Source organism: Luteimonas dalianensis, from assembly GCF_049339425.1.
Lineage (GTDB): Bacteria > Pseudomonadota > Gammaproteobacteria > Xanthomonadales > Xanthomonadaceae > Luteimonas > Luteimonas dalianensis.
Genome location: NZ_JBMPPO010000003.1, coordinates 217,151 through 236,355 on the forward strand (window position 1 = coordinate 217,151; position 19,205 = coordinate 236,355).

Consider the following 19,205-nt stretch of genomic DNA (forward strand, 5'->3'; position numbering starts at 1 on the left):
GCCAGCCGCACCGCGATGACACGAGGCCGCCCCCGGGGCGGCCTTGTTGTTCGTGCAGCCGGCTGATCAGTCGCCGCGCGCCGGCTGCTCCAGCGCATCGTCCGTCCGCTCCACCGGATGCTCCGCCGGGTGCTCGACGCCGACGTTGCTCGACGCGCGGCCGTAGACCTCCTCGTCCAGCAGGCCGGTCTCCTTGGCCACCAGCACCGGCACCAGCATCTGCCCGGTGACGTTGGTCATGGTGCGCATCATGTCCAGGATCCGGTCGATCGCCAGCAGGATGCCCAGCACCTCCAGCGGCAGGCCGGCGGCGCTGAGCACCACGGTGGCCATCACCACCGCCGTGCCGGGCACGCCGGCGGTTCCGAAGCTGCCCAGTACCGAGGCCAGGGTGATCGCCACGTACTGGGCGAAGCTCAGCTCGATGCCGTAGAACTGCGCGGCGAACACCGCCGCCAGCGCCGGGTAGATCGCGCCGCAGCCGTCCATCTTGATGCTCGCGCCCAGCGGCACCGCGAAGGCGGCGTAGTTCTTGTCCACGCCCAGGTTGTGGGTGACGCTGCGCAGGGCGACCGGCATCGAGGCGAAGCTGGACGAGCTGACGAAGCCCACCTGCATGCCCGGCGCGGCGCCGCGGAAGAACTTCAGCGGATTCAGGCCGTGCGCCAGCAGCAGGCCGCCGTAGACGAACACGATGTGCAGCACGCAGGCGACGTAGATCGCGACCACGAAGTTGCCCAGCGGCAGCAGCTGCTCGAAGCCGTAGGCGCCCACCAGCCCGGCGATCAGCCCGAAGGTGCCGATCGGGGTCACCTCCAGCACGAAGCGGGTGACCTGGATCATCGCCTCGCTGGCCTGGCCGGCGATGTCGCGCAGCCCGGCGGTGCGGTCGCCCAGCTTGACCAGGGCGAAGCCGAGCAGGCCGGCGAAGAAGATCACCTGCAGGATCTTCCCTTCGGCCAGGGCCGCGAACGGGTTGGTCGGCACGATGTCCAGCACCACCTGCACCGGCGTGGGCACCTCGCGCGGCGCGTAATCCTCCGGCGGCAGCAGGTCCACGCCGTGGCCGAGGCTGATCACCGAGGCCACCGCGAACGCCACCCCCACCGCCAGCACCGCGGTCAGCGCGAACCAGCCGAAGGTGCGCCCGCCCAGCGAGGCCATCCGCTGCTGCCCGTGCAGGGCCGAGACCGCGTTGAGCACGGCGAAGAACACCAGCGGCACCGCGATCATGCGGATCAGGTTGACGTACAGCGTGCCCAGCGGCTGCAGCCAGGTTTCGGCGGCCGGGCCCATGGCCCAGCCCGCAAGCGCGCCGAGCACGAAGCCTGCCGCCACGCGCTGCCAGAACGGAATACGGAACCACCAGGCGAACATTGCCTACCTTCAGATCAACGAAACGGTGCACATTAACCCGCCGCCGGGGCCGGCAGTGTCTCCGGGCTGCAACACAGAAGCGCACCGGCGGCGGCATAATGCCGCGTTGACCAGAACCAACCAGGATTCCATGCGCATTCCCGCCGCCGTCTGCCTCACCACCCTGCTCGCCGCCTGCGCCACTCCCGTGCGCGACCAGGCCCCGCCCGCCCCGCTGCCCGCCTCCACCGCCGTTGCCCCCGTGCAGGTGCCGGACATTTCCCGTCCCGACGGCGAGACCTCGCAGTGGTGGTTCCGCAGCGGCGCCGCGGCGGCCGCCGAGCGCGGCGCGATGGACGGCGGCGCCCGCAACGTGATCCTGTTCGTCGGCGACGGCATGGACCTGACCACCGTGGCCGCGGCGCGGATCCTGCAGGGCCAGCGCGCCGGCGGCAGCGGCGAGGAGCACCTGCTGAGCTGGGAGCACTTTCCGCACACCGCGCTCAGCCGCACCTACAACACCGACATGCAGACGCCGGACTCGGCCGGCACCATGACCGCGATGGCGACCGGGGTGAAGACCCGCGCCGGAGTGGTCAACCTCGACCAGTCGCTGCCGCGTCGCGACTGCGGCCGGCTGGCCGAGCGCAGCCTGCTCAGCGTGCTGGAGCTGGCGCAGGACGCCGGCATGGCCACCGGCATCGTCACCACCACCCGCATCACCCACGCCACCCCGTCGGCCACCTTCGCCCGCTCGCCCGAGCGCAACTGGGAAGATGACGCCGCTGTGCCGGAAGCGCCCGCCGCCCAGGGCTGCACCGACATCGCCGCCCAGCTGGTGGATCTGCCCGAAGGCCGCTTCCCGGACGTGGTGCTGGGCGGCGGCCGCCGCCATTTCCTGCCCGCCGGCCAGCCCGACCCCGAGCACCCGGACAAGTCCGGCCGCCGCCAGGACGGCCGCGACCTGATCGGCGAATGGCAGGCCCGCCACCCTGGCGGCGCGTTCGTCTGGAACCGCGAACAGATGCAGGCCGCCGCCGGCAAGGCGCCGCTGCTGGGCCTGTTCGAATACGACCACCTGAACTTCGAGCACGACCGCGCGCAGCACGATCCGGGCGAGCCGACCCTGGCCGAGCTGACCCGTGAGGCGATCGGCCGCGTGCAGGGCGCAGCCGAAGGCTACGTACTGGTCATCGAGGCCGGTCGCATCGACCACGCCCACCACGCCGGCAATGCCTTCCGCGCCCTGACCGACACCGTGGCCATGGCCGACGCGGTGCAGGCGGCGGTGGACATGACCGACGAGGCCGAGACTCTGGTGCTGGTCACCGCCGACCACGGCCACACCCTGACCTTCGCCGGCTACCCGGCCCGCGGCAACCCGATCCTGGACAAGGTCCGCAACAGCGAACAGGTTCCCGCCCGCGACGGCCTGGGCCTGCCCTACACCACCCTGGGCTACGCCAACGGCCCGGGCTACCGCGGCCACGATGCCGAGGGCGCGGACATCAGCTACTGGGGCGCACCGGACGATTTCACCCCGCGCACCGGCCGCCCCGACCTGACCTCGGTCGACACCGAGGATCCCTACTACCAGCAGGAAGTCGTGGTGCCGAGGTCGGACGAAACCCACGGCGGCCAGGACGTGGGCATCTGGGCGCGCGGCCCTGGCGCGCACGCGGTGCGCGGCACGGTGGAGCAGAACGTGATCTTCCACTTCATGGTCCAGTCCACCCCGCGCCTGCGCCAGCACCTGTGCGAGGCCGGCCTGTGCAACGCCGACGGCGTGCCGGTAGAACTGCCCCACCCCGGCCGTTTCGGCGCCACCGCCCCCTGACCCGCCTTCGTAGGAGCGCCTCTCAGGCGCCGGTTTGCCCGTTGGTACGACTGACCGTCCACCCCGGCACCGGTAAGCTGGGGCCATCCCCACATTCGGAGCACGCCCCATGAACCAGCTCGACGGCAAGGCCTGCATCGTCACCGGCGCGGCCAGCGGCATCGGCAAGCGCATCGCCGAGGTGTACGCGCAGGCCGGCGGCCGGGTGGCCATCGCCGACCTCAAGCTGGACGCCGCCGAGGCGGCCGCGCAGACGATCCGCGACGGCGGCGGCCAGGCCATGGCGGTGGCGATGGACGTCACCGACGAGCAGCAGGTCGTCGACGGCGTGGCCAGGGTGGTCGGCGAATGGGGCCGCGTGGACGTGCTGGTCTCCAACGCCGGCATCCAGATCGTCAACAAGGTCACCGACTTCAGCCTCGCGGACTGGAAGAAGATGCTCGCCATCCACCTGGACGGCGCCTTCCTCACCACCCGCGAATGCATGAAGGACATGCAGGCCCGCGGCGAGGGCGGCGCGATCATCTACATGGGGTCGGTGCACTCGCACCTGGCCTCCAAGCTCAAGGCGCCCTACGTCACCGCCAAGCACGGCCTGCTCGGCCTGTGCCGCACCGTGGCCAGGGAAGGCGGCGAGCACGGCATCCGCGCCAACGTGATCTGCCCCGGCTTCGTGCGCACCCCGCTGGTCGACAAGCAGATCCCCGAGCAGGCGCAGGAGCTGGGCATCAGCGAAGAGGACGTGGTGAAGAACGTCATGCTCAAGGACACGGTGGACGGCGAGTTCACCACCGTGGACGACGTCGCCAACGTCGCGCTGACCCTGGCCGGGTTCGAGACCAACGCCCTGACCGGCCAGAGCATCGTGGTCAGCCACGGCTGGTTCATGCAGTGAGCCCGCGGCTGCCGGAGATCTGCGAGCGGGTCGAACGCTACCCCACCGTCGCCCTGGTGCTGCAAGGCGGCGGCGCCCTGGGCGGCTACCAGTGCGGCGTCTACCAGGGGCTGCACGAGGCCGGGATCCGGCCGAACTGGTTCTCCGGTATCTCCATCGGCGCGATCACCGCCGCGATCCTGGCCGGCAACCCGGTGGACGCGCGCGTCGAACGCCTGCGCGGGTTCTGGGAGCTGATCGCCGAGCCGGCCGGCCCGCTGTCGCCGCTGGTGGCGGCGGTGCGCGGCACCGTGGCGGCCTTCCCCGAGGACGGCAACGTCCTGTCCTGGGCCCGTGACATGGGCGCGACGGGGGCGATGCTGCAGGGCCAGCGCGGCTTTTTCACCCCGCGCATGTTCTCGCCGTTCCTGTTCACCGACGGTAGCCCGCAGGCCACCAGCTTCTACGACACCACCCCGCTGCGCGAGACGCTGGAGCGCTTCGTCGACTTCGACCGCATCAACAACGACAGCGGCGTGCGCCTGACCGTGGGCGCCGCCGGCATCACCAGCGGCAACTTCCGCTACTTCGACAGCGAGCAGGAGAACATCCGGGTCGAGCACATCCTCGCCTCCGCCGCCCTGCCGCCGGCGTTCCCGGCGGTGGAAATCGACGGCGAGTGGTACTGGGACGGCGGCATCGTCTCCAACACCCCGCTCGAATACGTCCTCGGCTGCTACCCGCACACGGACACCCTGGCCCTGCAGGTGGATCTGTGGAGCGCGCGCGGCGAGCGCCCGCGCACCATGCTCGACGTGCTGGAACGGATGAAGGACATCCGCTTCTCCAGCCGCACCCGCCACGGCACCCGCATGGTGGAGCTGGAACAGCAGCTGCGCGGGGCCCTGCACGAGCTGATCACGCACCTGCCCGAGCGCAAGCTGCCGCCGCACCTGGACAAGGTGTTCGCGCCGTACCTGGACGACCGGGTCTTCAACGTCATCCACCTGATCTACCAGTCCAAGTCGCACGAGCAGCAGCACAAGGACTACGCCTTCGGCAGCATCCCGCTGCGCGAACACTGGGAGACCGGCCTGCGCGACATGGCCAGCACCCTGGAGCGCCCGGAGTTCTTCGACCTGCCCGACCGCGACATCGGCGTGGCCACCCACGACGTCCACCGCCTGACACGCCGCTGAGCGCCCGGCTGGGGCAGACTTGGGGGATGACGGCCTCCCTCCGGATCTACCAGCGCCTGGTCAAGGCGGATCGCTCCAGCCAGGACGGCGGACAGCAGCGGGCCACCGCCCGCAACGGCCTGCGCCAGGTGGCGGCCAGCGCCCTGCAGGCGATCGGCGACCAGGTGGTCAACGCCAAGACGGTGCTGCCGTGGCTGCTCGCCTCGCTCGGCGCGCCGTCGATGCTGATCGGGCTGCTGGTGCCGGTACGCGAATCGGGCTCGATGCTGCCGCAGGCGGCGCTGACGCCGGTGATCAGGCGAATGCGGCCGCGGCGCAGGGCGTGGGTGGCCGGTGCGGCCGGCCAGGCGGCGGCCACGGCGGTGATGGCCTTCGCCGCGGCGACGATGGACGGCACCGCCGCCGGGGTGGTGATCCTGGTGGCGCTGGCGGGGTTCGCGCTGGCGCGCTCGCTGTGCTCGCTGGCCGGCAAGGACGTCATGGGCGACACCATTCCCAAGGGCGAGCGCGGGCAGATCAACGGCGTCGGCACGGCGCTCTCCGGCGCGCTGGCCATCACCCTGGGGCTGGCGATCCGGCTGCTGGGCGGCGACGACGTCTCGCCGCTGGTACTGGCCGGCCTGCTGGCGGGCGCGGTGCTCGCGTGGGTGCTTGCCTCGGTGGTGTATGCGGGCGTGCGGGAGCCGGCGCCGTCCGCGCCCGCCGGGGATGAAGGCGACCAGCCGGGCTGGCTGCAGGCCTCCTGGCAGCTGCTGCGCAGCGACGCGCCTTTCCGCCGCTTCGTGCTGGCGCGCACGCTGTTGCTGGTCTCGGCGCTGAGCCCGCCGTTCGTGGTGGCGCTGGCGGCCGGCGTGGGCGGGCTGGGCCTGGCCGGGCTGGGGCCGTTCGTGATCGCCCAGGGCCTGGCGAGCCTGGTGGGCGGCAAGCCGTTCGGCACCCTGGCCGACCGCTCTTCGCGCAGCCTGATGATGTGGGGCGCGGGCGTCGCCGCGGCGGTGGTGGCGCTGTTCCTGGCCCTGCTGGAGGTGCCCGGCATGCGCGCGCAGTGGTGGCTGTACCCGGTGGTGTACCTGGTGCTGGTGCTCGTCCACACCGCGGTACGCGTGGCTCGCAAGACCTACGTGGTGGACATGGCCGAAGGCGACCGGCGCACCGCCTACGTGGCCGTGGCCAACACCGCCATGGGCGCGCTGCTGCTGGTGATCGGCGGCCTGTCGGGCGCGCTGGCCACGCTGGGCGCGGAGGTGGCGCTGGGCTTCCTGGCCCTGCTGGGCGTGGTCGGCGTGTTCGTCAGCCGCGGCCTGCCCGAAGTCAGCCGCGGCTGAGTCCGCTCAGAACGGCTTGGCCAGCACCAGCCAGATCACCGCCAGCAGCAGGAACACCGGGATCTCGTTGAACCAGCGCAGCGTGCCGGAGGCGGGCAGCCTGCCGCCCTTGTCCAGGCCCTTGAGCCAGCGCCCGGCCACGATGTAGTGGGCGAACATCAGCGCCACCAGCAGCAGCTTGGCATGCATCCAGCCGCCGGAGACCATGGTCGGATAGTCGGGGATCACCCGGTAGCCCAGCCACAGCACCAGCCCGAGCACCACCGCCAGGCCGAACATGACGTGGCCGAAGCGGTACAGCCGCCGGCCCATCAGCACCAGCCGCGCGCGCACCTCGCCCGCATCACCGGCCTCGGCCAGGTTGACCAGGATGCGCGGCAGGTAGAACGCCGCGGCCACCCAGGCCATGACGAACAGCAGGTGGAAGGTCTTCGTCCAGACGTAGGCTTGCATTGCACGGCTCCATTGATCAGCCGGCAAGGATCGCACAACTGGCCGGACACGCGGCCCGGCGTGCGCGCCGCACTCCTACAATGGGCGGCTTTATCGGGGGCAGCATCATGGAAAAGCAGTACGACCGCGCCTACTTCGACCGCTGGTACCGCGGCGGCGGCATCGGCGGCGCGCAGCGGCTGGCGCGCAAGGTGGCGCTGGCGGTGGCCACGGCCGAATACTGGCTGGAACGGCCGGTGCGCAGCGTGCTCGACATCGGCTGCGGCGAAGGCGCGTGGCGCGCGCCGCTGCTCAGGCTGCGGCCGAAGCTGCAGTACATCGGCTTCGACAGCAGCCAGTACGCGGTCGAGCGCCACGGCGCCCGGCGCAACCTGCACCTGGCCCGCTTCGCCGACTTCCAGCACCTGCGGCCGTGCCCGCCGGTGGATCTGCTGGTGTGCTCGGACGTGCTGCACTACCTGCCGGCGCGCGAGATCGACGCCGGGCTGGAGGGCCTGGCCGAGCTGTGCGGCGGCGTGGCGTTCCTGGAGACCTTCACCCGCCAGGACGAGACCGAGGGCGACGATGACGGCTTCATGCGCCGCCCGGCGGCGTTCTACCGCAAGCGCTTCGAATCGGCGGGGCTGCGGCCGCTGGGATCGCACTGCTGGCTGTCGCCGACGCTGGCGCCGGGGGCGATGGCGCTGGAGCTGGCAACCTGAACAGGCGCCACGGCGCGGCCGTGGCCGGATTCACGTGGCGGCAGCGGCGATCGTTTATTCTGCAGCGCAGCAATCACTGCCAAGGCATCGTCCCAACGCATGTTCCTGTATCAATATCACGAGCTCGGCCGGGCCATGACCGCGCCGCTCACCTACTGGGCCGAGGCCAACGCCAAGGTCTTCTCCGCTTCCACCAGCTGGCTGTCTTCCGTCCCCGGTTCCGACCGGCTGGCGGCGGCCAACGAGCTGTTCTACCGGGTCGGCAAGGACTACGAGAAGCCGGAGTTCGCCATCCACCAGGTGGAGAAGGACGGCCACGACGTGCCGGTGGTTGAGAAGGTCATCGTCGAGAAGCCGTTCTGCCGGCTGCTGCGCTTCAAGCGCTACACCGACGATGCCGAGAACATCCTGGGCATGAAGGATCAGCCGACGGTGCTGGTGGTGGCGCCGCTGTCCGGCCACCACTCGACCCTGCTGCGCGACACGGTGCGCACCCTGCTGCCCGACCACAAGGTGTACATCACCGACTGGGTCGATGCGCGCATGGTGCCCAAGGAGGCCGGCGGCTTCACCCTGGACGACTACGTGGCCTACGTGCAGGAGTTCATCCGCGTCATCGGCGCGGAGAAGCTGCACGTGATGGGCGTGTGCCAGCCGGTGGTGCCGGTGCTGGCGGCGATATCGCTGATGGCCTCGCGCGGGGAAGCCACGCCGCTGTCGATGGTGCTGATGGGCGGCCCGGTGGACGGGCGCAAGTCGCCGACCGCGGTCAACAACCTGGCCACCGAGAAGCCGCTGTGGTGGTTCGAGAACAACGTGATCCACCAGGTGCCGGCGAACTACCCGGGCAAGGGCCGCAAGGTCTATCCCGGGTTCCTGCAGCACATGGGCTTCATGGCGATGAATCCGGAGCGGCACTTCATGTCGCACTGGGACTTCTACCAGAACCTGGTCAAGGGCGACCTGGACGACGCCGCTTCGCACCGCCGCTTCTACGACGAGTACAACGCGGTGCTGGACATGCCGTCCGAGTACTACCTGGACACGATCCGCATCGTGTTCCAGGACTTCCTGCTGCCGCGCGGCGAGTGGGACGTGGCCGGCGAGCGGGTGGATCCATCCGCGATCTCGGGCACCGCGCTGATGACGATCGAGGGCGAGCTGGACGACATCTCCGGCCAGGGCCAGACCCACGCTTCGCACGGGCTGTGCAGCACGATCCCGGATGACAGGCGCACGCAGGTGACGATGAAGGGCGTCGGCCACTACGGCATCTTCAGCGGCCGCCGCTGGCGCACCCAGGTGTATCCGAAGGTGCGCGAGTTCATTGCCGCCAACACGCCGGCCGCCGCGGCCAACGGCGCCGCCGACAAGCCGGCCCGCAAGACCGCAGGGCGCGCGGCCGGCAACGGCAAGGCCGGGCGCTGAGCCTCCCGCGGCCGGCGCGGATCAGGCGCCGGCCGAACTCTTGACCAGCAGGTGCTTGGCCAGCTGCCCGTGCAGGCGGCCGATGCCGCGTGCCAGGTGCAGGGTGAGGAACAGCAGGGCGATGCCGGCCACGGCGGCCAGGGGCAGCAGCCACGGGGCGTCGGCGACCAGGTCGATGCCGCCCATCCACACGTGCATGTTCACTCCCGGCAGCAGCGCCAGCGGCGAGGCGGCAAGCGAGACGCCGGTGCTGACCAGGGTGACGGCGATGGTGAAGTAGACGATGCCCAGCGGCAGCATCAGCAGCATGTACAGCAGGGTGCTCCAGCTGCGCGGGTCGGTGAACATGTCGCCGATGCGCTGCCAGATGCTGCGTCCACGCACGCTGTAGAGCGGCCTGCGCGGCATGCGCTCGCCGAGCATGACTTCCACCAGCCGGCCTTCGACCAGCGACAGCACGCGCACGGAGCCGAAGAACAGGATGACGAAGGGGATGCCGATGATGAGGATGGCAAAGCCCAGCGACATGGCGACGCCGGCGACCACCCAGGTGAAGTAGAAGACGCCGGTGGCCAGGGCCAGCACCATGTAAAACAGCGAGGCGTAGGCGCGCGGGTCGGCGGCGACGCCGAAGAAGCGGCCAAGCGCGGATTTGCGTTCGGCGGGTTTTGGCGGGCGCAGGGCTGTCTGCACCTTGACCTCGGTGTCGCGGTAGATGTCGGCGACTTCCTCGGGGGCGCCGTAGCTGGAGGCGACGGCGGCGATGACTTCGGCTTCGCTGCTGCCGGGGTTTTCGGCAAGCTCGGAGCGCAGGTATTCCTCGGCGTCGTAAAGGGCGTCCTGGATCAGGGCCGGGTCGGCGCCGGCAAGTTCGCGGCGCAGCTGGGCGAGGTATTCGGGGATGTTGGTGGGCAGGTCTCGGGCGTTCATTGATTCACTTCCTCCAGGACGGAATCGACGGCGTCGCGGGTGGCGTTCCAGGCCCTGGCGCGATGCTCCAGGCTGCGGCGGCCGGTGTCGGTGATGCGGTAGTAGCGTCTTGGCGGGCCGGCGTCGGACGGTGCGGTGTGGCTGGCGAGCAGGCCGGCGGTTTCCAGGTTGCGCAGGACGGGGTAGAGGGCGCTCTGCTTGCCGGCCAGGACGCGGTCGCCGAGGGCTTCCAGGCGTTTGGCGATCTGGTAGCCGTACATGGGTTCGGGGGCGGCGGCGAGGACGGCCAGCAGGACGAGCGAGACGGTGCCGGTGCTCAGTTCCTTTTCGAACTTGCGCAGCTGGAGTTCGTCGTCGGCGGGGATGTCGGGCATGGCTCCTCCGGGCTTGAGGGCAGACTATTCATAAGTTCTGTATAGCGAATGTGCCAGTAGTCATTTGGCGGGGGTTTTCTTGGCTCGCTGCTCCGGGTGGGAGGATCGTTGTCGCGGAGGGGTCTGGCCGCGGTAGCGCTATGCGGGACACGCCGTGAATCCCCGCTTCGCGGGCCCGGCCCTCCGGCATAGCCTCCGGGCGTTCGCCTGCGCGCGAAGCAGTGCTTCGCAAACGCGCAGGCTCACCCATGGAGGCTTGTCGGCGCCGTCCATGGCGCCGACAGTCCCGCATAGCGCTACCGCGGCCAGACCCTTTGATGCGCGCGGCCATCTGCCGGAGTGCGGGTTTCCACACACTGGGGGCTTCTCTGGGAGAGAATCGGAGGCCGTACTTGATCCGGATGACCACATGACGCCTCGCTGCCTGCACTTGCCCGCCCTGCTCGCCCTCGCCTGCGCCTTTGCCGCCGCGCCCGTGGTGGCTGACGAGCCGCCGGCGCTCTCCATGGGTGAACTGCTGGAGTCGTCCAGTCCGGAAGATTGGCGGGAGCCGAAGCCGGAGGACACGCTGTACCTGGAGCTGGAGTCGGGCCGGGTGATCATCGAGCTGGCGCCGGAGTTCGCGCCGGAACATGCGCAGAACCTGCGGACGCTGGCGCGGGAGCATTTCTGGGACGGGCTGGCGATCTACCGGTCGCACGACAATTTCGTGGTGCAGTGGGGCGATCCGGGGGCCGAGGGCGAGCGGCGGTCGATCGGGAGTGCGCGCGATGCGCTGCCGGCGGAGTTCGAGCGCGGTGCAGAGGGGGTGGCGTTCCACCGGCTGCCGGATGTGGACGGGTGGGCGCCGGAGGTGGGGTTTGCGTCGGGGTTCCCGGCGGCGCGGGATCCGCAGGCGGGCGTGGCGTGGCTGGCGCACTGCTACGGGATGGTGGGTGCTGGGCGCGGGATGGAGGCGGATTCAAGCATTGGAACCGAGCTGTACGCGGTGACGGGGCAGTCGCCGCGGCAGCTGGATCGGAACATCACCCTGGTCGGCCGGGTGGTGCACGGGATCGAGTTGCTGAGCCCGATGCCGCGGGGCCCGGGGCCGCTGGGGGTGTTCGCGGACGCTGACCGGCATACGCCGATCCGGTCGGTGCGGCTGGCATCGGAGGTTCCGGTGGCCGAGCGCACTCGGCTGGAGCTGCTGCGCACCGATACGCCGCTGTTCGATGCGGTGGTGGAGTCGCGCCGCAACCGCCGCGACGACTGGTACCTGCGGCCGGCCGGGCACATCGATCTGTGCAACGTGCCGCTGCCGGCGAGGATCGTGGACGGGGGCTGAAGCACCTCCGGGGGCCATCACGGGGGCTTAGCCTTTGCGCGCATAGCCTGCGGCTGCCACTCCCCCACAGCGAGAAACCTGCATGGCCCTGCTGCGCATCCGCCTGACCGGCGACGAGGACGCCGTTCGCGGCATCATGAACCTGCTGCAAAGCATCGACGGCATCGAGCATGTCGAGGAGGTCGCGGATCTGATGCCGCGCCTGGATGACGAGGATTCCAGTTCGGCGGGCCTGCACGATACGCACGGGCCGGAGACGCACGAGATCGAGGTGGACGCGCCCAACCCCTCCACCGCGCGCAAGGTGCGCGAGGCGGTGGAGGCGCTGGCCTTCGACCTGGACGCGGTGGTGGAGTTCGAGGAAGACGAGGACTGACCTTCCCGGGGCGCCTTGCGCGCCTACGGGGCGCTGCGGCGGCGCCTGCGGATGGCGCGGATCACGGCCACGAGCACGACCAGCGCCAGCACCACGGGCGTGAGCAGGGCCGCAGTCCGGATCGTCCACGCGGTGCCCAGCGAGAGCAGGCTGACCACGTCGCGCAGCGCCTGGCCGACCTCGCTGCGGCTGGTCTGCACGCTGGGCGGCTGGAAGTTGAGGGTGAGCAGCTGGGTGTTGATCCGGCGCCGGTACTGGGCGTCGCGCTGGGCCGCCGATTCCAGCTGGGCCTCGACCGAGGCGATGCGCTCGGACAGCGAGATCATGTCGCCGACCGCCAGATCCGGGCGCTGCTGGAACTGCTGCAGCCGCTCCATCTCGCGCTGCAGCCGATCCTGCACCTGGGCGTTGTCGCGCACCGCCACGGCGAGATCCTCGGCGTGGGTGCTGCGGTTGCCCAGGCGGGCATCCTCGCCTGCGAGCGCGATCATCGGCTCCACGCCGTCGGGCACGATGCGCAGGGTGGCGCTGGCCGAGGGGCGCTCGCCGCCCTGCTGGTTGACGTTGAGCACGACGCAGGCGCCAAAGCGTGATTCGGCGCAGGCGGCCTGCACTTGCTGCAGCCTGCCGGGGATCAGGTCGGCGGGCAGCTGGATCCCGGCGTGGTGCTCGTAGGCGAGCATGGCCGACAGGTCGTGGCCGCCGTCGGCGACGTCCGCGGCGGATTCTTCCCGGGCAACCATCTTCGCGGCGGGAGCCGCGGCGCCGTACGACGCGGACTCGGCCGACGACGGGCCGGAGTCGCCGCACGCGGCCAGGCCCAGCATCACCAGCGTTCCCAGCAGGGCAATCGATGCCTTTCGCATGTTCATCTCCATGGTGGACAGCCTCGCCAACGGCGCGCGGCGGGCAATGGGGTCAGGCTTGCGAAAGCCTATACCAGGCCGTCAGCGGGCGGGGCGGCGGCGTTCGAGCCACCACAGCAGCCCAGAGGCGGCCAGCCAGGCGAGGAACCACGGCCAGGACGGGCCGCGGCGGGTGGGCGTCGAACCAGCGGCGGCGGCAGCGGTGCCGCCCTCCCCGGCCAGGCGCACGGTGCCCTCGCGCAATTCGGCGGCGGCCAGGCCCGGGGCGGCATCGGCGGCAAGGATGTGGAAGGGCCAGCTGCGATCGCCGGCGTGCAGGCGGTGCCATCCGTCCGCCTGCGGCCAGAAGGCGGCGCACCTGCCCGGGCCTGCGGCGGGGTCGAGCTGCAGCACCGTGCGCGTTCCGTCCGGTGCGCTGATCGTCGCCTCTTCCTCCGGCAGCCCGCACACCGGCGTGCGCCGGCCGGCGCGCGGCATGGATTCGAAGCCGGGCGCGTCTTCCAGGGCCGGACGCGCCAGCGAGGCGACCGCCGCGCTCCACAGGCCGCCGTGCAGGTCGCCGCGTCCGGCCAGGGCCAGGCGGTGGCTGTCGAGCAGAGTCCACAGGCCGATGCGGCCGCGGCCCCGGGCACGCCACCAGGCGAACACCGCGTCCGTTCCGGGCACGCTCATCGGGACGGCGTCAACGGCCCCGGGCTGCACCGCCCGCCGGAGCAGTTCCGGCGCAGCCTGATCCGCCAGCGCCGGATCAAACGGGGCGTCGGCACTGCCCGGGCCCATGCGCGCGCGCAGCACGCCGGCATCCGCGATCACGGCCAGATCGACCGGAGCGGTTCCGCCATCGTCGCCCAGCGCCATGCCCAGGTCAGCCAGCTGCGCGCGGACGGCGGCAGGCACCGCGCCGCCCAGGCGCACCAGCACGCCGGTGCCGGCATCCAGCGCCTGGGCCAGCGCGCTGCGCCGTGCGGCGCCAAGCGTGCCCAGCGCGCGCTCGTCCAGGATCACCAGGTCGTACTCGGCGAAGCCTTCCGCGGTGGACGGCGCGGGGCCGTCGCCCAGGCCGACGCCGCGGCCGACGGCGACCTCCACGTGCAGCTCCAGCCCGGCGTCCTCGGCCCAGCGGCGCAGGTGGCGGAATTCGGGGCCGGGCGCGCCGGCCAGCAGCAGCACGCGCGGGGTCGGCCCGGCGACGACCTCCAGCGGCACCGGCACCGGGTCGGCTTCACGCCCGTCGGCATCCAGCACCTGCAGCGGGAAGATGGCCAGCCCGGGCGCCCTCGCGTAGCCGCGCAGATGGAACGCGCCGGCGGCATCCAGCTCGGCCGCATCGACCACCTGCCCCGCCGGATCCAGCAGCCGCACCTGGCCGCCTTCCATCGCGTTGATGCGGCCATGCACGTCGAAGGCGGTGCCGGGCGCCGCGCGCGCGGGCGCGTGCAGTTCGACAAGGCCGGGCGGCAGCGGCGGTGGTTCGAACCCGAGCGCACGCCCGCGGACTGCCTCGCGGTCGCGCGGATCCAGGCCCTGGCCGAGCACCTGCAGCCGCGCGGTGTCCGGGTGCCGCCGCAGCGCGGTGGCCAGATCCGGCACCGGCTCGGCGTCGAGCGTGCGCGGCGCTTCCGGCAGCGCCACCACGATCCCGCCCGCGGCCTGCACCGCCGGAGCGTCGGCACCGGCGGTAAGCACCGTCATGGTGCCCGCCTCGACCGCCAGCCTGGGCGGCATGAAGGTGAGGTACAGCAGGCCCGCGCACAGCGGCTGCAGCAGCAACAGCACAGGCAGCTTCCAGCGCGGGCCGGGCACGCGGCGCTGCCAGAACAGCAGCCGCACCCACGCCACCAGCACGGCGAGGGCAAGCACCAGGGCGAGTGCGATGTCCGGATTCATGGCTGCTCCTCCGCCTGCAGGGCTTCCAGGTAGCGCACGCCGGCCTCGTCCGCACCGGCACGGCGCAGGGCCCGGGGCGCGGGCCGCTGCAGCTGCCTCCACACCTGCGCGCGCAGTTCCTGGCGGCACGATGCGCAGGCCGGCTCGTTGCGCAGCCTGTCCAGCGCGGCGGCCAGCGCAAGCGGATCGTCGATGTGATCCCGGTTGCGGGCCAGCCAGGCCTCGAGCGCCTCCAGGTCAACCGCGTCCGCGCCCTGCCCGCCGGCCAGCCCGGCCCAGGCGTCCTCGAGCACGCCGCTGGGCTCCGGCCGCGACGACGGTGCCAGCGGACGGCGGCCGATGCCGTCGCGGTCACCGCCCAGGCGCCGGCTGTGGTCGATGGGCGGCAGCTGCGAGCCCGTCCGGGCCAGGTAGATGCGGTCGGCTTCGCGCACCTGCTGGATGAACGCCAGCGCGCGGTAGGCGTAGGGCAGCGCGCGCGCCGGATCGCCCTGGCGCAGGGCCAGCTCCGACTGCCACATCTCGCCCAGCGCGCGGCGCAGGGTCTCGCGGGTGCGCGGATCGAGCAGGGTCGCGGCCTCGGGCAGGTCGTGCAGGTGGGCGTACTGTTCCAGCACGCCCTCCATGCTGCCGAAGGCGGCGCCTTCGCGCGGCTGCTGGCCGTCATCGTGGTCGTGCAGATCCAGCACGCCGGCGTGGACATCACCCTCGTCGTGTCCATGTCCGTCGTCGGCAGGTTCGGCGGGCTCCTGGCCCAGGTCGTCGATGGGCAGCAGGGTGGCCGCGGGTTCGGCGTCATTGGTCGGCGGCACTTCCGGCCCGCCCTCGGTCTCCTCGCCCATGAACTGCCCGTAGCGCAGCCGCAGCACGTGCTGGTCGACGCCCAGCGCATCGGATCGGGACAGGAACCGATCCGGCTCCAGCGTCGGCCGCTGCTCCAGCAGCGCCTCGGCGTCGATGATGATCTGCCGCTGGCTGCGGAAATAGGCCGGCAGCACCTCGCGCGCCAGCCCTTCCAGGCCGTCGACGTCGGGCGGCGGGGGCGGCGGCCAGCGCAGGATCAGGCTCGGGCTGCGCGCCGTATGCGGCCGCGGCGCGCGGTTGTCGCGCACCTCCAGCCGCGCCACCAGATCCTCGCCGCGCTGGATGCCCAGCGCCACGGGGTCGAGGGTCACGTCGAAACGCCGCCGAGTGGCCGGGCCGCTGCCGCGCACGCCGCGGCTGCTTTCGGTGAAGGTGATGTTCTCGCCGGTGCCCTGGGCCAGGGTGATGTGCAGGCGCGCATCGGCGGCGACGCCGTAGTCGTCGCTCGCTTCGAACGACAGCGCCCAGCGCCGCTGGCCCGCGGCCATCGTGGTCAGGCTCTGCTCCGGTGCCAACACCCGCACCGCGGGCGGCGCGTCGGCGACGGCGTCCAGGCGGTGCAGCGGCGGCGCGGGCCGGGCCGGCGCGCCGGCGGGGACGATGCGGTACAGCGTGGATTCGGCCAGTGCGTGCGACGCCGACCAGCCGTCCTCGCCACGCTCCAGGGCGATGCTTTCACCATCATGGAAGACCAGCTCGGCGGCATCCGGCTCCGGCTCGAAGCGCAGCGTCCAGGCCAGGCGCGAGCCCTGCGGCGCCTGCGCGTCCAGGCTCTCCGCGTCGTGCGCTTCCAGCCCCGTATAGGCCGGCGGTTCGATCGAGAGCTTCCACGCCACCAGCCGGGGAGCGCCGGGCACGGAGGCCGCCGCCGGCGCCGCGCGCATCCCGTCGCGGTCGACGGCCGAGGGCCAGAGCAGCGCCGCGGCAATGACCAGCAGCGAGGCGGCGGTGGCGACGGCGATCCTCCGCCGCGGCCATCCGGGCCGCAGGTCGGGCATCGGCGCTTCGGCCAGGCGCACGCGCAGGCGCTCGCGCTGCAATCGCTGCAGCGTCGAGATCTCGCTGCGGTGGGCGAACAGCAGCCCCGCGCTGTCCTCCATGTCCGGGCGCGCCGCGTCCAGGCGCCGCGCCAGCCAGCGCGTGTCGATGCGCCGCGCGCGCCAGGCGATGCAAGCGATCACAACCACCAGCCCGGCCAGGCCGAGCAGGAACGCAAACCCGGAACCCCCGATCCGCCCGCCGGCGACCGCCAGCGCCAGCAGCGGCGGCAGCGCGACGCAGGCCGCCGCCAGCACCACCCGCAGCCGGGCCGCGTGCAGCGTGGAGCGCAGGCGATGGGCGGCGCTCATGCCGCCACCTCCCGCCGGCGCGAGGTGGCCACCCAGCGTTCGACCAGCAGGACGAGGGTGATCAGCAGGGCGAGCCACGGCCGCAGGTCACGCGGCGGCGACGGATACCCGGCTGCGCCCGTTTGCGGCGCATGGCCGGACGCGACCACCGCGGCAGGGGCCGGAGCGGACTCCACCAGCACCTCGCGCAGGCGGCGCGGAAAATCCGCCTCCAGCAGCTCCGGCATCTGCGCCGGCTGCAACGGCCGGGTGAAGCGCATCAGCCGGCCGCTGCCAAGCGGGCCGCCCTCCACCAGCACCCGGCCGCGCGCGTCGCGCCAGAGGGCCACGTGGCTGCCCGCAAGCTGCGCGTCGGCGGCGGCATCCAGCAGGACGGTGCCGCCGCCCTCCGCCCATTCGATAACCTGCGCCGGGACTTCGCCGGCCACCAGCCACAGCAGGTGCGAACCGTCGCCTTCAACGGGTAATTCCGCCGGCCCGGCGCGGAAGGTGGCGTCCGGCTGTTCGCCATCCGCGTACCAGGACAGCGCGGCTGCCTGCAGGTAGCGCAGCGCCGGGGCGCGATCCGCATCGTGCCGCACCTGCAGGGCCGGCGGCTCCGGCTCCAGAGGTTCGGGCGCGGCCATCGCACCGCCCAGCACGCGCCACTCGACCGGGCGCGAGAGCACCGGCCGCTGCGCATCCATGCCCTCCAGCCGTTCGGGTACCGCGACGGTCAGCGCCGCTCCTTCCGGCAGCTGCGCATCCAGCTCGCGCAGCAGGCTGGCCACCGCCAGCGGGCCGTCGGGCGCAGGCTGGCCGAGATCCGGGAATCCGGGCGCCAGCCAGCGCGCGGGCGCATCGGTGCCCGCGGCCAGCGCCTGCACGGCATCGGCCTCCACGCCGGGCACGGCCGCGACCACGTGCGTCACCGTCTGCTCGCCCAGCAGCACCGGCCGCGCCAGCCACAGCGCAAGCAGGGCGATGAGCAACAGCCGCAGGGCCAGCAGCAGGAGCTCCTCCAGCCGGATCCGCCGCTGCGGCCGGGCCTCGCTGCGCAGCCAGCGCAGCGCGGCGAACACGGTCGGCTGGCGCTGGCTGCGCCGCGCCAGGTGAATCAGCACCGGCAGCAGCAGCGCGCCCAGCGCCGCCAGCGCGGCGGGCAGCAGCAGCGCCGGGGTCATGGCCGCTCCGCAGCGTCGGCGCCGCCTAACAGCCGCCGCAGCGGCAGATCCAGCGGCTCGTCGAGCACGTATTCCACGTGGCGGATGCCGACGGCATTGAACCGCGCCTGCAGCTCGCGCCGGGCCTGGCCGAAGCGCTCAAGGAAGCCTTCGCGCATGGCCGGGCCGTCGCCGGGCAGCTCGTCGCCTGTCTCCGGGTCGCGGAACAGGCGTCCGTCGCCGAAGTCGAAATCGCGCTCGCCCACGGTCAGCAGCTGGATCGCCAGCACCTCGCGCCTGGCCGCGGCCAGGCGTTCGGCCAGCGTCGCGGTCGTCTCGTCGAAGAAGTCGCCCAGCAGGACCACCACGTCTTCGGGCCCGACCCGCTGCCACAGCGGCGCCAGCCGCTCCGGCGCCACCGGCCCGCCGCGTGCGCCGGCATCCTCCAGCGCCATCAGCAGCCGGTCGCGCTGGCGGATCCCGGCGGCGGCGGGCAACAGGGAGAGGCGCCCATCGCCGGCCAGCACCAGGCCGAACGGATCCCCCTGGGCCAGTGCGATCTCGAACATGCTTGCGGCCAGCGCTTTGGCCGCGTCCAGTCGCGACCAGTCCGGCCGCTCCTCGTCCGCCTGCGCCATCGACGCGCTCATATCCAGCAGCACCCAGATGGTGAGCTGGCTCTCGCGCTCGGCTTCGCGCACGAAGAAGCGGTCGCTGCGCGCGTACAGTTTCCAGTCGATCCGGCGCAGCTCGTCACCCGGCTCGTAGCCGCGGTACTGCACGAACTCCATGCCGGCGCCGCGGCTGCGGCTCCTGTGCAGGCCGAAGCCGCGGCCGCCCGCGGCGCGCCGCGAACCGATGCGCAGCGTGCGCAGCCGGGCGCGCACCTCGGGCGGGATCGGATCCCAGGCCATCGC

General features: G+C 72.2%; 17 protein-coding genes. 8 read left to right on the forward strand and 9 right to left on the reverse strand.

Annotated features, from left to right (window positions below):
- Nucleotides 1–66: 66 nt before the first annotated feature.
- Nucleotides 67–1,377 carry a dicarboxylate/amino acid:cation symporter gene (locus tag ACOZ90_RS05515; RefSeq protein WP_422892641.1) on the reverse strand — a complete coding sequence of 437 codons (1,311 nt, stop codon included), beginning with the start codon at nucleotides 1,375–1,377 and terminating at the stop codon, nucleotides 67–69.
- A gap of 130 nt (nucleotides 1,378–1,507) precedes the next feature.
- Here ACOZ90_RS05515 and ACOZ90_RS05520 point away from each other — a divergent pair, with 130 nt between their 5' ends.
- The 4 genes from ACOZ90_RS05520 to ACOZ90_RS05535 all read left to right on the forward strand — a co-directional run bounded on the left by ACOZ90_RS05520 (nucleotide 1,508) and on the right by ACOZ90_RS05535 (nucleotide 6,591).
- Nucleotides 1,508–3,193, forward strand: a complete 1,686-nt coding sequence (locus ACOZ90_RS05520; RefSeq protein WP_422892862.1) for an alkaline phosphatase — start codon at nucleotides 1,508–1,510, stop codon at nucleotides 3,191–3,193.
- Nucleotides 3,194–3,302: 109 nt separating this feature from the next.
- A complete protein-coding gene (locus ACOZ90_RS05525; RefSeq protein ID WP_422892642.1) occupies nucleotides 3,303–4,088 on the forward strand; it encodes a 3-hydroxybutyrate dehydrogenase in 786 nt (261 codons plus the stop codon).
- Complete coding sequence (locus ACOZ90_RS05530; protein ID WP_422892643.1) at nucleotides 4,085–5,266, forward strand: patatin-like phospholipase family protein; 1,182 nt, start codon at nucleotides 4,085–4,087, stop codon at nucleotides 5,264–5,266. Before ACOZ90_RS05525 ends, ACOZ90_RS05530 begins: the two co-directional genes overlap by 4 nt.
- Before the next feature lie 26 nt (nucleotides 5,267–5,292).
- A complete protein-coding gene (locus ACOZ90_RS05535; protein ID WP_422892644.1) occupies nucleotides 5,293–6,591 on the forward strand; it encodes an MFS transporter in 1,299 nt (432 codons plus the stop codon).
- Between the two features lie 6 nt (nucleotides 6,592–6,597).
- Here the strand turns inward: ACOZ90_RS05535 and ACOZ90_RS05540 are convergent, their stop codons facing one another.
- Nucleotides 6,598–7,044 (reverse strand): CopD family protein, encoded by a 447-nt coding sequence (locus ACOZ90_RS05540; RefSeq protein WP_422892645.1) that lies wholly within the window; start codon nucleotides 7,042–7,044, stop codon nucleotides 6,598–6,600.
- Between the two features lie 107 nt (nucleotides 7,045–7,151).
- Between ACOZ90_RS05540 and ACOZ90_RS05545 the strand changes: the two genes are divergently transcribed.
- On the forward strand, nucleotides 7,152–7,745 hold the full coding sequence (locus ACOZ90_RS05545) for a class I SAM-dependent DNA methyltransferase (RefSeq protein ID WP_422892646.1): 594 nt from the start codon (nucleotides 7,152–7,154) through the stop codon (nucleotides 7,743–7,745).
- A 99-nt stretch (nucleotides 7,746–7,844) separates the two neighbouring features.
- Nucleotides 7,845–9,173: a polyhydroxyalkanoate depolymerase gene (locus tag ACOZ90_RS05550; RefSeq protein ID WP_422892647.1), complete on the forward strand. Its 1,329-nt coding sequence runs from the start codon at nucleotides 7,845–7,847 to the stop codon at nucleotides 9,171–9,173.
- Between the two features lie 21 nt (nucleotides 9,174–9,194).
- On the opposite strand, the gene ACOZ90_RS05555 is transcribed toward ACOZ90_RS05550, so the two are convergent.
- Together ACOZ90_RS05555 and ACOZ90_RS05560 are read right to left on the reverse strand one after the other, a co-directional pair.
- A complete protein-coding gene (locus ACOZ90_RS05555; RefSeq protein WP_422892648.1) occupies nucleotides 9,195–10,103 on the reverse strand; it encodes a sensor domain-containing protein in 909 nt (302 codons plus the stop codon).
- Nucleotides 10,100–10,477, reverse strand: a complete 378-nt coding sequence (locus ACOZ90_RS05560) for a PadR family transcriptional regulator (RefSeq protein ID WP_422892649.1) — start codon at nucleotides 10,475–10,477, stop codon at nucleotides 10,100–10,102. Before ACOZ90_RS05560 ends, ACOZ90_RS05555 begins: the two co-directional genes overlap by 4 nt.
- Nucleotides 10,478–10,886: 409 nt before the next feature.
- Here ACOZ90_RS05560 and ACOZ90_RS05565 point away from each other — a divergent pair, with 409 nt between their 5' ends.
- Both ACOZ90_RS05565 and ACOZ90_RS05570 read left to right on the forward strand, forming a co-directional pair.
- Nucleotides 10,887–11,804: a peptidylprolyl isomerase gene (locus ACOZ90_RS05565; RefSeq protein ID WP_422892650.1), complete on the forward strand. Its 918-nt coding sequence runs from the start codon at nucleotides 10,887–10,889 to the stop codon at nucleotides 11,802–11,804.
- An 82-nt stretch (nucleotides 11,805–11,886) separates the two neighbouring features.
- Nucleotides 11,887–12,180 carry a hypothetical protein gene (locus ACOZ90_RS05570; protein WP_422892651.1) on the forward strand — a complete coding sequence of 98 codons (294 nt, stop codon included), beginning with the start codon at nucleotides 11,887–11,889 and terminating at the stop codon, nucleotides 12,178–12,180.
- 23 nt (nucleotides 12,181–12,203) lie between these two features.
- On the opposite strand, the gene ACOZ90_RS05575 is transcribed toward ACOZ90_RS05570, so the two are convergent.
- The 5 genes from ACOZ90_RS05575 to ACOZ90_RS05595 all read right to left on the reverse strand — a co-directional run bounded on the left by ACOZ90_RS05575 (nucleotide 12,204) and on the right by ACOZ90_RS05595 (nucleotide 19,202).
- Complete coding sequence (locus tag ACOZ90_RS05575; protein ID WP_422892652.1) at nucleotides 12,204–13,046, reverse strand: DUF4349 domain-containing protein; 843 nt, start codon at nucleotides 13,044–13,046, stop codon at nucleotides 12,204–12,206.
- Nucleotides 13,047–13,127: 81 nt separating this feature from the next.
- Nucleotides 13,128–14,933, reverse strand: coding sequence for a carboxypeptidase regulatory-like domain-containing protein (locus ACOZ90_RS05580; protein ID WP_422892653.1), 1,806 nt, complete (start codon nucleotides 14,931–14,933; stop codon nucleotides 13,128–13,130).
- Nucleotides 14,930–17,146: a hypothetical protein gene (locus ACOZ90_RS05585; RefSeq protein WP_422892654.1), complete on the reverse strand. Its 2,217-nt coding sequence runs from the start codon at nucleotides 17,144–17,146 to the stop codon at nucleotides 14,930–14,932. Before ACOZ90_RS05585 ends, ACOZ90_RS05580 begins: the two co-directional genes overlap by 4 nt.
- The gene (locus tag ACOZ90_RS05590; protein WP_422892655.1) at nucleotides 17,143–18,309 is read right to left on the reverse strand and encodes a BatA domain-containing protein; all 1,167 of its coding nucleotides are present in this window, start codon (nucleotides 18,307–18,309) and stop codon (nucleotides 17,143–17,145) included. Before ACOZ90_RS05590 ends, ACOZ90_RS05585 begins: the two co-directional genes overlap by 4 nt.
- Nucleotides 18,306–19,202 (reverse strand): DUF58 domain-containing protein, encoded by an 897-nt coding sequence (locus ACOZ90_RS05595; RefSeq protein ID WP_422892656.1) that lies wholly within the window; start codon nucleotides 19,200–19,202, stop codon nucleotides 18,306–18,308. The genes ACOZ90_RS05590 and ACOZ90_RS05595 overlap by 4 nt, the downstream gene beginning before the upstream one ends.
- Nucleotides 19,203–19,205: the final 3 nt, after the last annotated feature.

What these genes read in the sequence shown, in the direction of transcription:
- ACOZ90_RS05515 (WP_422892641.1), bottom strand. Translation starts at nt 1,377, where the DNA reads ATGTTCGCCTGGTGGTTCCGTATTCCGTTCTGGCAGCGCGTGGCGGCA.
- ACOZ90_RS05520 (WP_422892862.1), top strand. Translation starts at nt 1,508, where the DNA reads ATGCGCATTCCCGCCGCCGTCTGCCTCACCACCCTGCTCGCCGCCTGC.
- ACOZ90_RS05525 (WP_422892642.1), top strand. Translation starts at nt 3,303, where the DNA reads ATGAACCAGCTCGACGGCAAGGCCTGCATCGTCACCGGCGCGGCCAGC.
- ACOZ90_RS05535 (WP_422892644.1), top strand. Translation starts at nt 5,293, where the DNA reads ATGACGGCCTCCCTCCGGATCTACCAGCGCCTGGTCAAGGCGGATCGC.
- ACOZ90_RS05540 (WP_422892645.1), bottom strand. Translation starts at nt 7,044, where the DNA reads ATGCAAGCCTACGTCTGGACGAAGACCTTCCACCTGCTGTTCGTCATG.
- ACOZ90_RS05545 (WP_422892646.1), top strand. Translation starts at nt 7,152, where the DNA reads ATGGAAAAGCAGTACGACCGCGCCTACTTCGACCGCTGGTACCGCGGC.
- ACOZ90_RS05550 (WP_422892647.1), top strand. Translation starts at nt 7,845, where the DNA reads ATGTTCCTGTATCAATATCACGAGCTCGGCCGGGCCATGACCGCGCCG.
- ACOZ90_RS05555 (WP_422892648.1), bottom strand. Translation starts at nt 10,103, where the DNA reads ATGAACGCCCGAGACCTGCCCACCAACATCCCCGAATACCTCGCCCAG.
- ACOZ90_RS05560 (WP_422892649.1), bottom strand. Translation starts at nt 10,477, where the DNA reads ATGCCCGACATCCCCGCCGACGACGAACTCCAGCTGCGCAAGTTCGAA.
- ACOZ90_RS05565 (WP_422892650.1), top strand. Translation starts at nt 10,887, where the DNA reads ATGACGCCTCGCTGCCTGCACTTGCCCGCCCTGCTCGCCCTCGCCTGC.
- ACOZ90_RS05570 (WP_422892651.1), top strand. Translation starts at nt 11,887, where the DNA reads ATGGCCCTGCTGCGCATCCGCCTGACCGGCGACGAGGACGCCGTTCGC.
- ACOZ90_RS05575 (WP_422892652.1), bottom strand. Translation starts at nt 13,046, where the DNA reads ATGCGAAAGGCATCGATTGCCCTGCTGGGAACGCTGGTGATGCTGGGC.
- ACOZ90_RS05580 (WP_422892653.1), bottom strand. Translation starts at nt 14,933, where the DNA reads ATGAATCCGGACATCGCACTCGCCCTGGTGCTTGCCCTCGCCGTGCTG.
- ACOZ90_RS05585 (WP_422892654.1), bottom strand. Translation starts at nt 17,146, where the DNA reads ATGAGCGCCGCCCATCGCCTGCGCTCCACGCTGCACGCGGCCCGGCTG.
- ACOZ90_RS05590 (WP_422892655.1), bottom strand. Translation starts at nt 18,309, where the DNA reads ATGACCCCGGCGCTGCTGCTGCCCGCCGCGCTGGCGGCGCTGGGCGCG.
- ACOZ90_RS05595 (WP_422892656.1), bottom strand. Translation starts at nt 19,202, where the DNA reads ATGGCCTGGGATCCGATCCCGCCCGAGGTGCGCGCCCGGCTGCGCACG.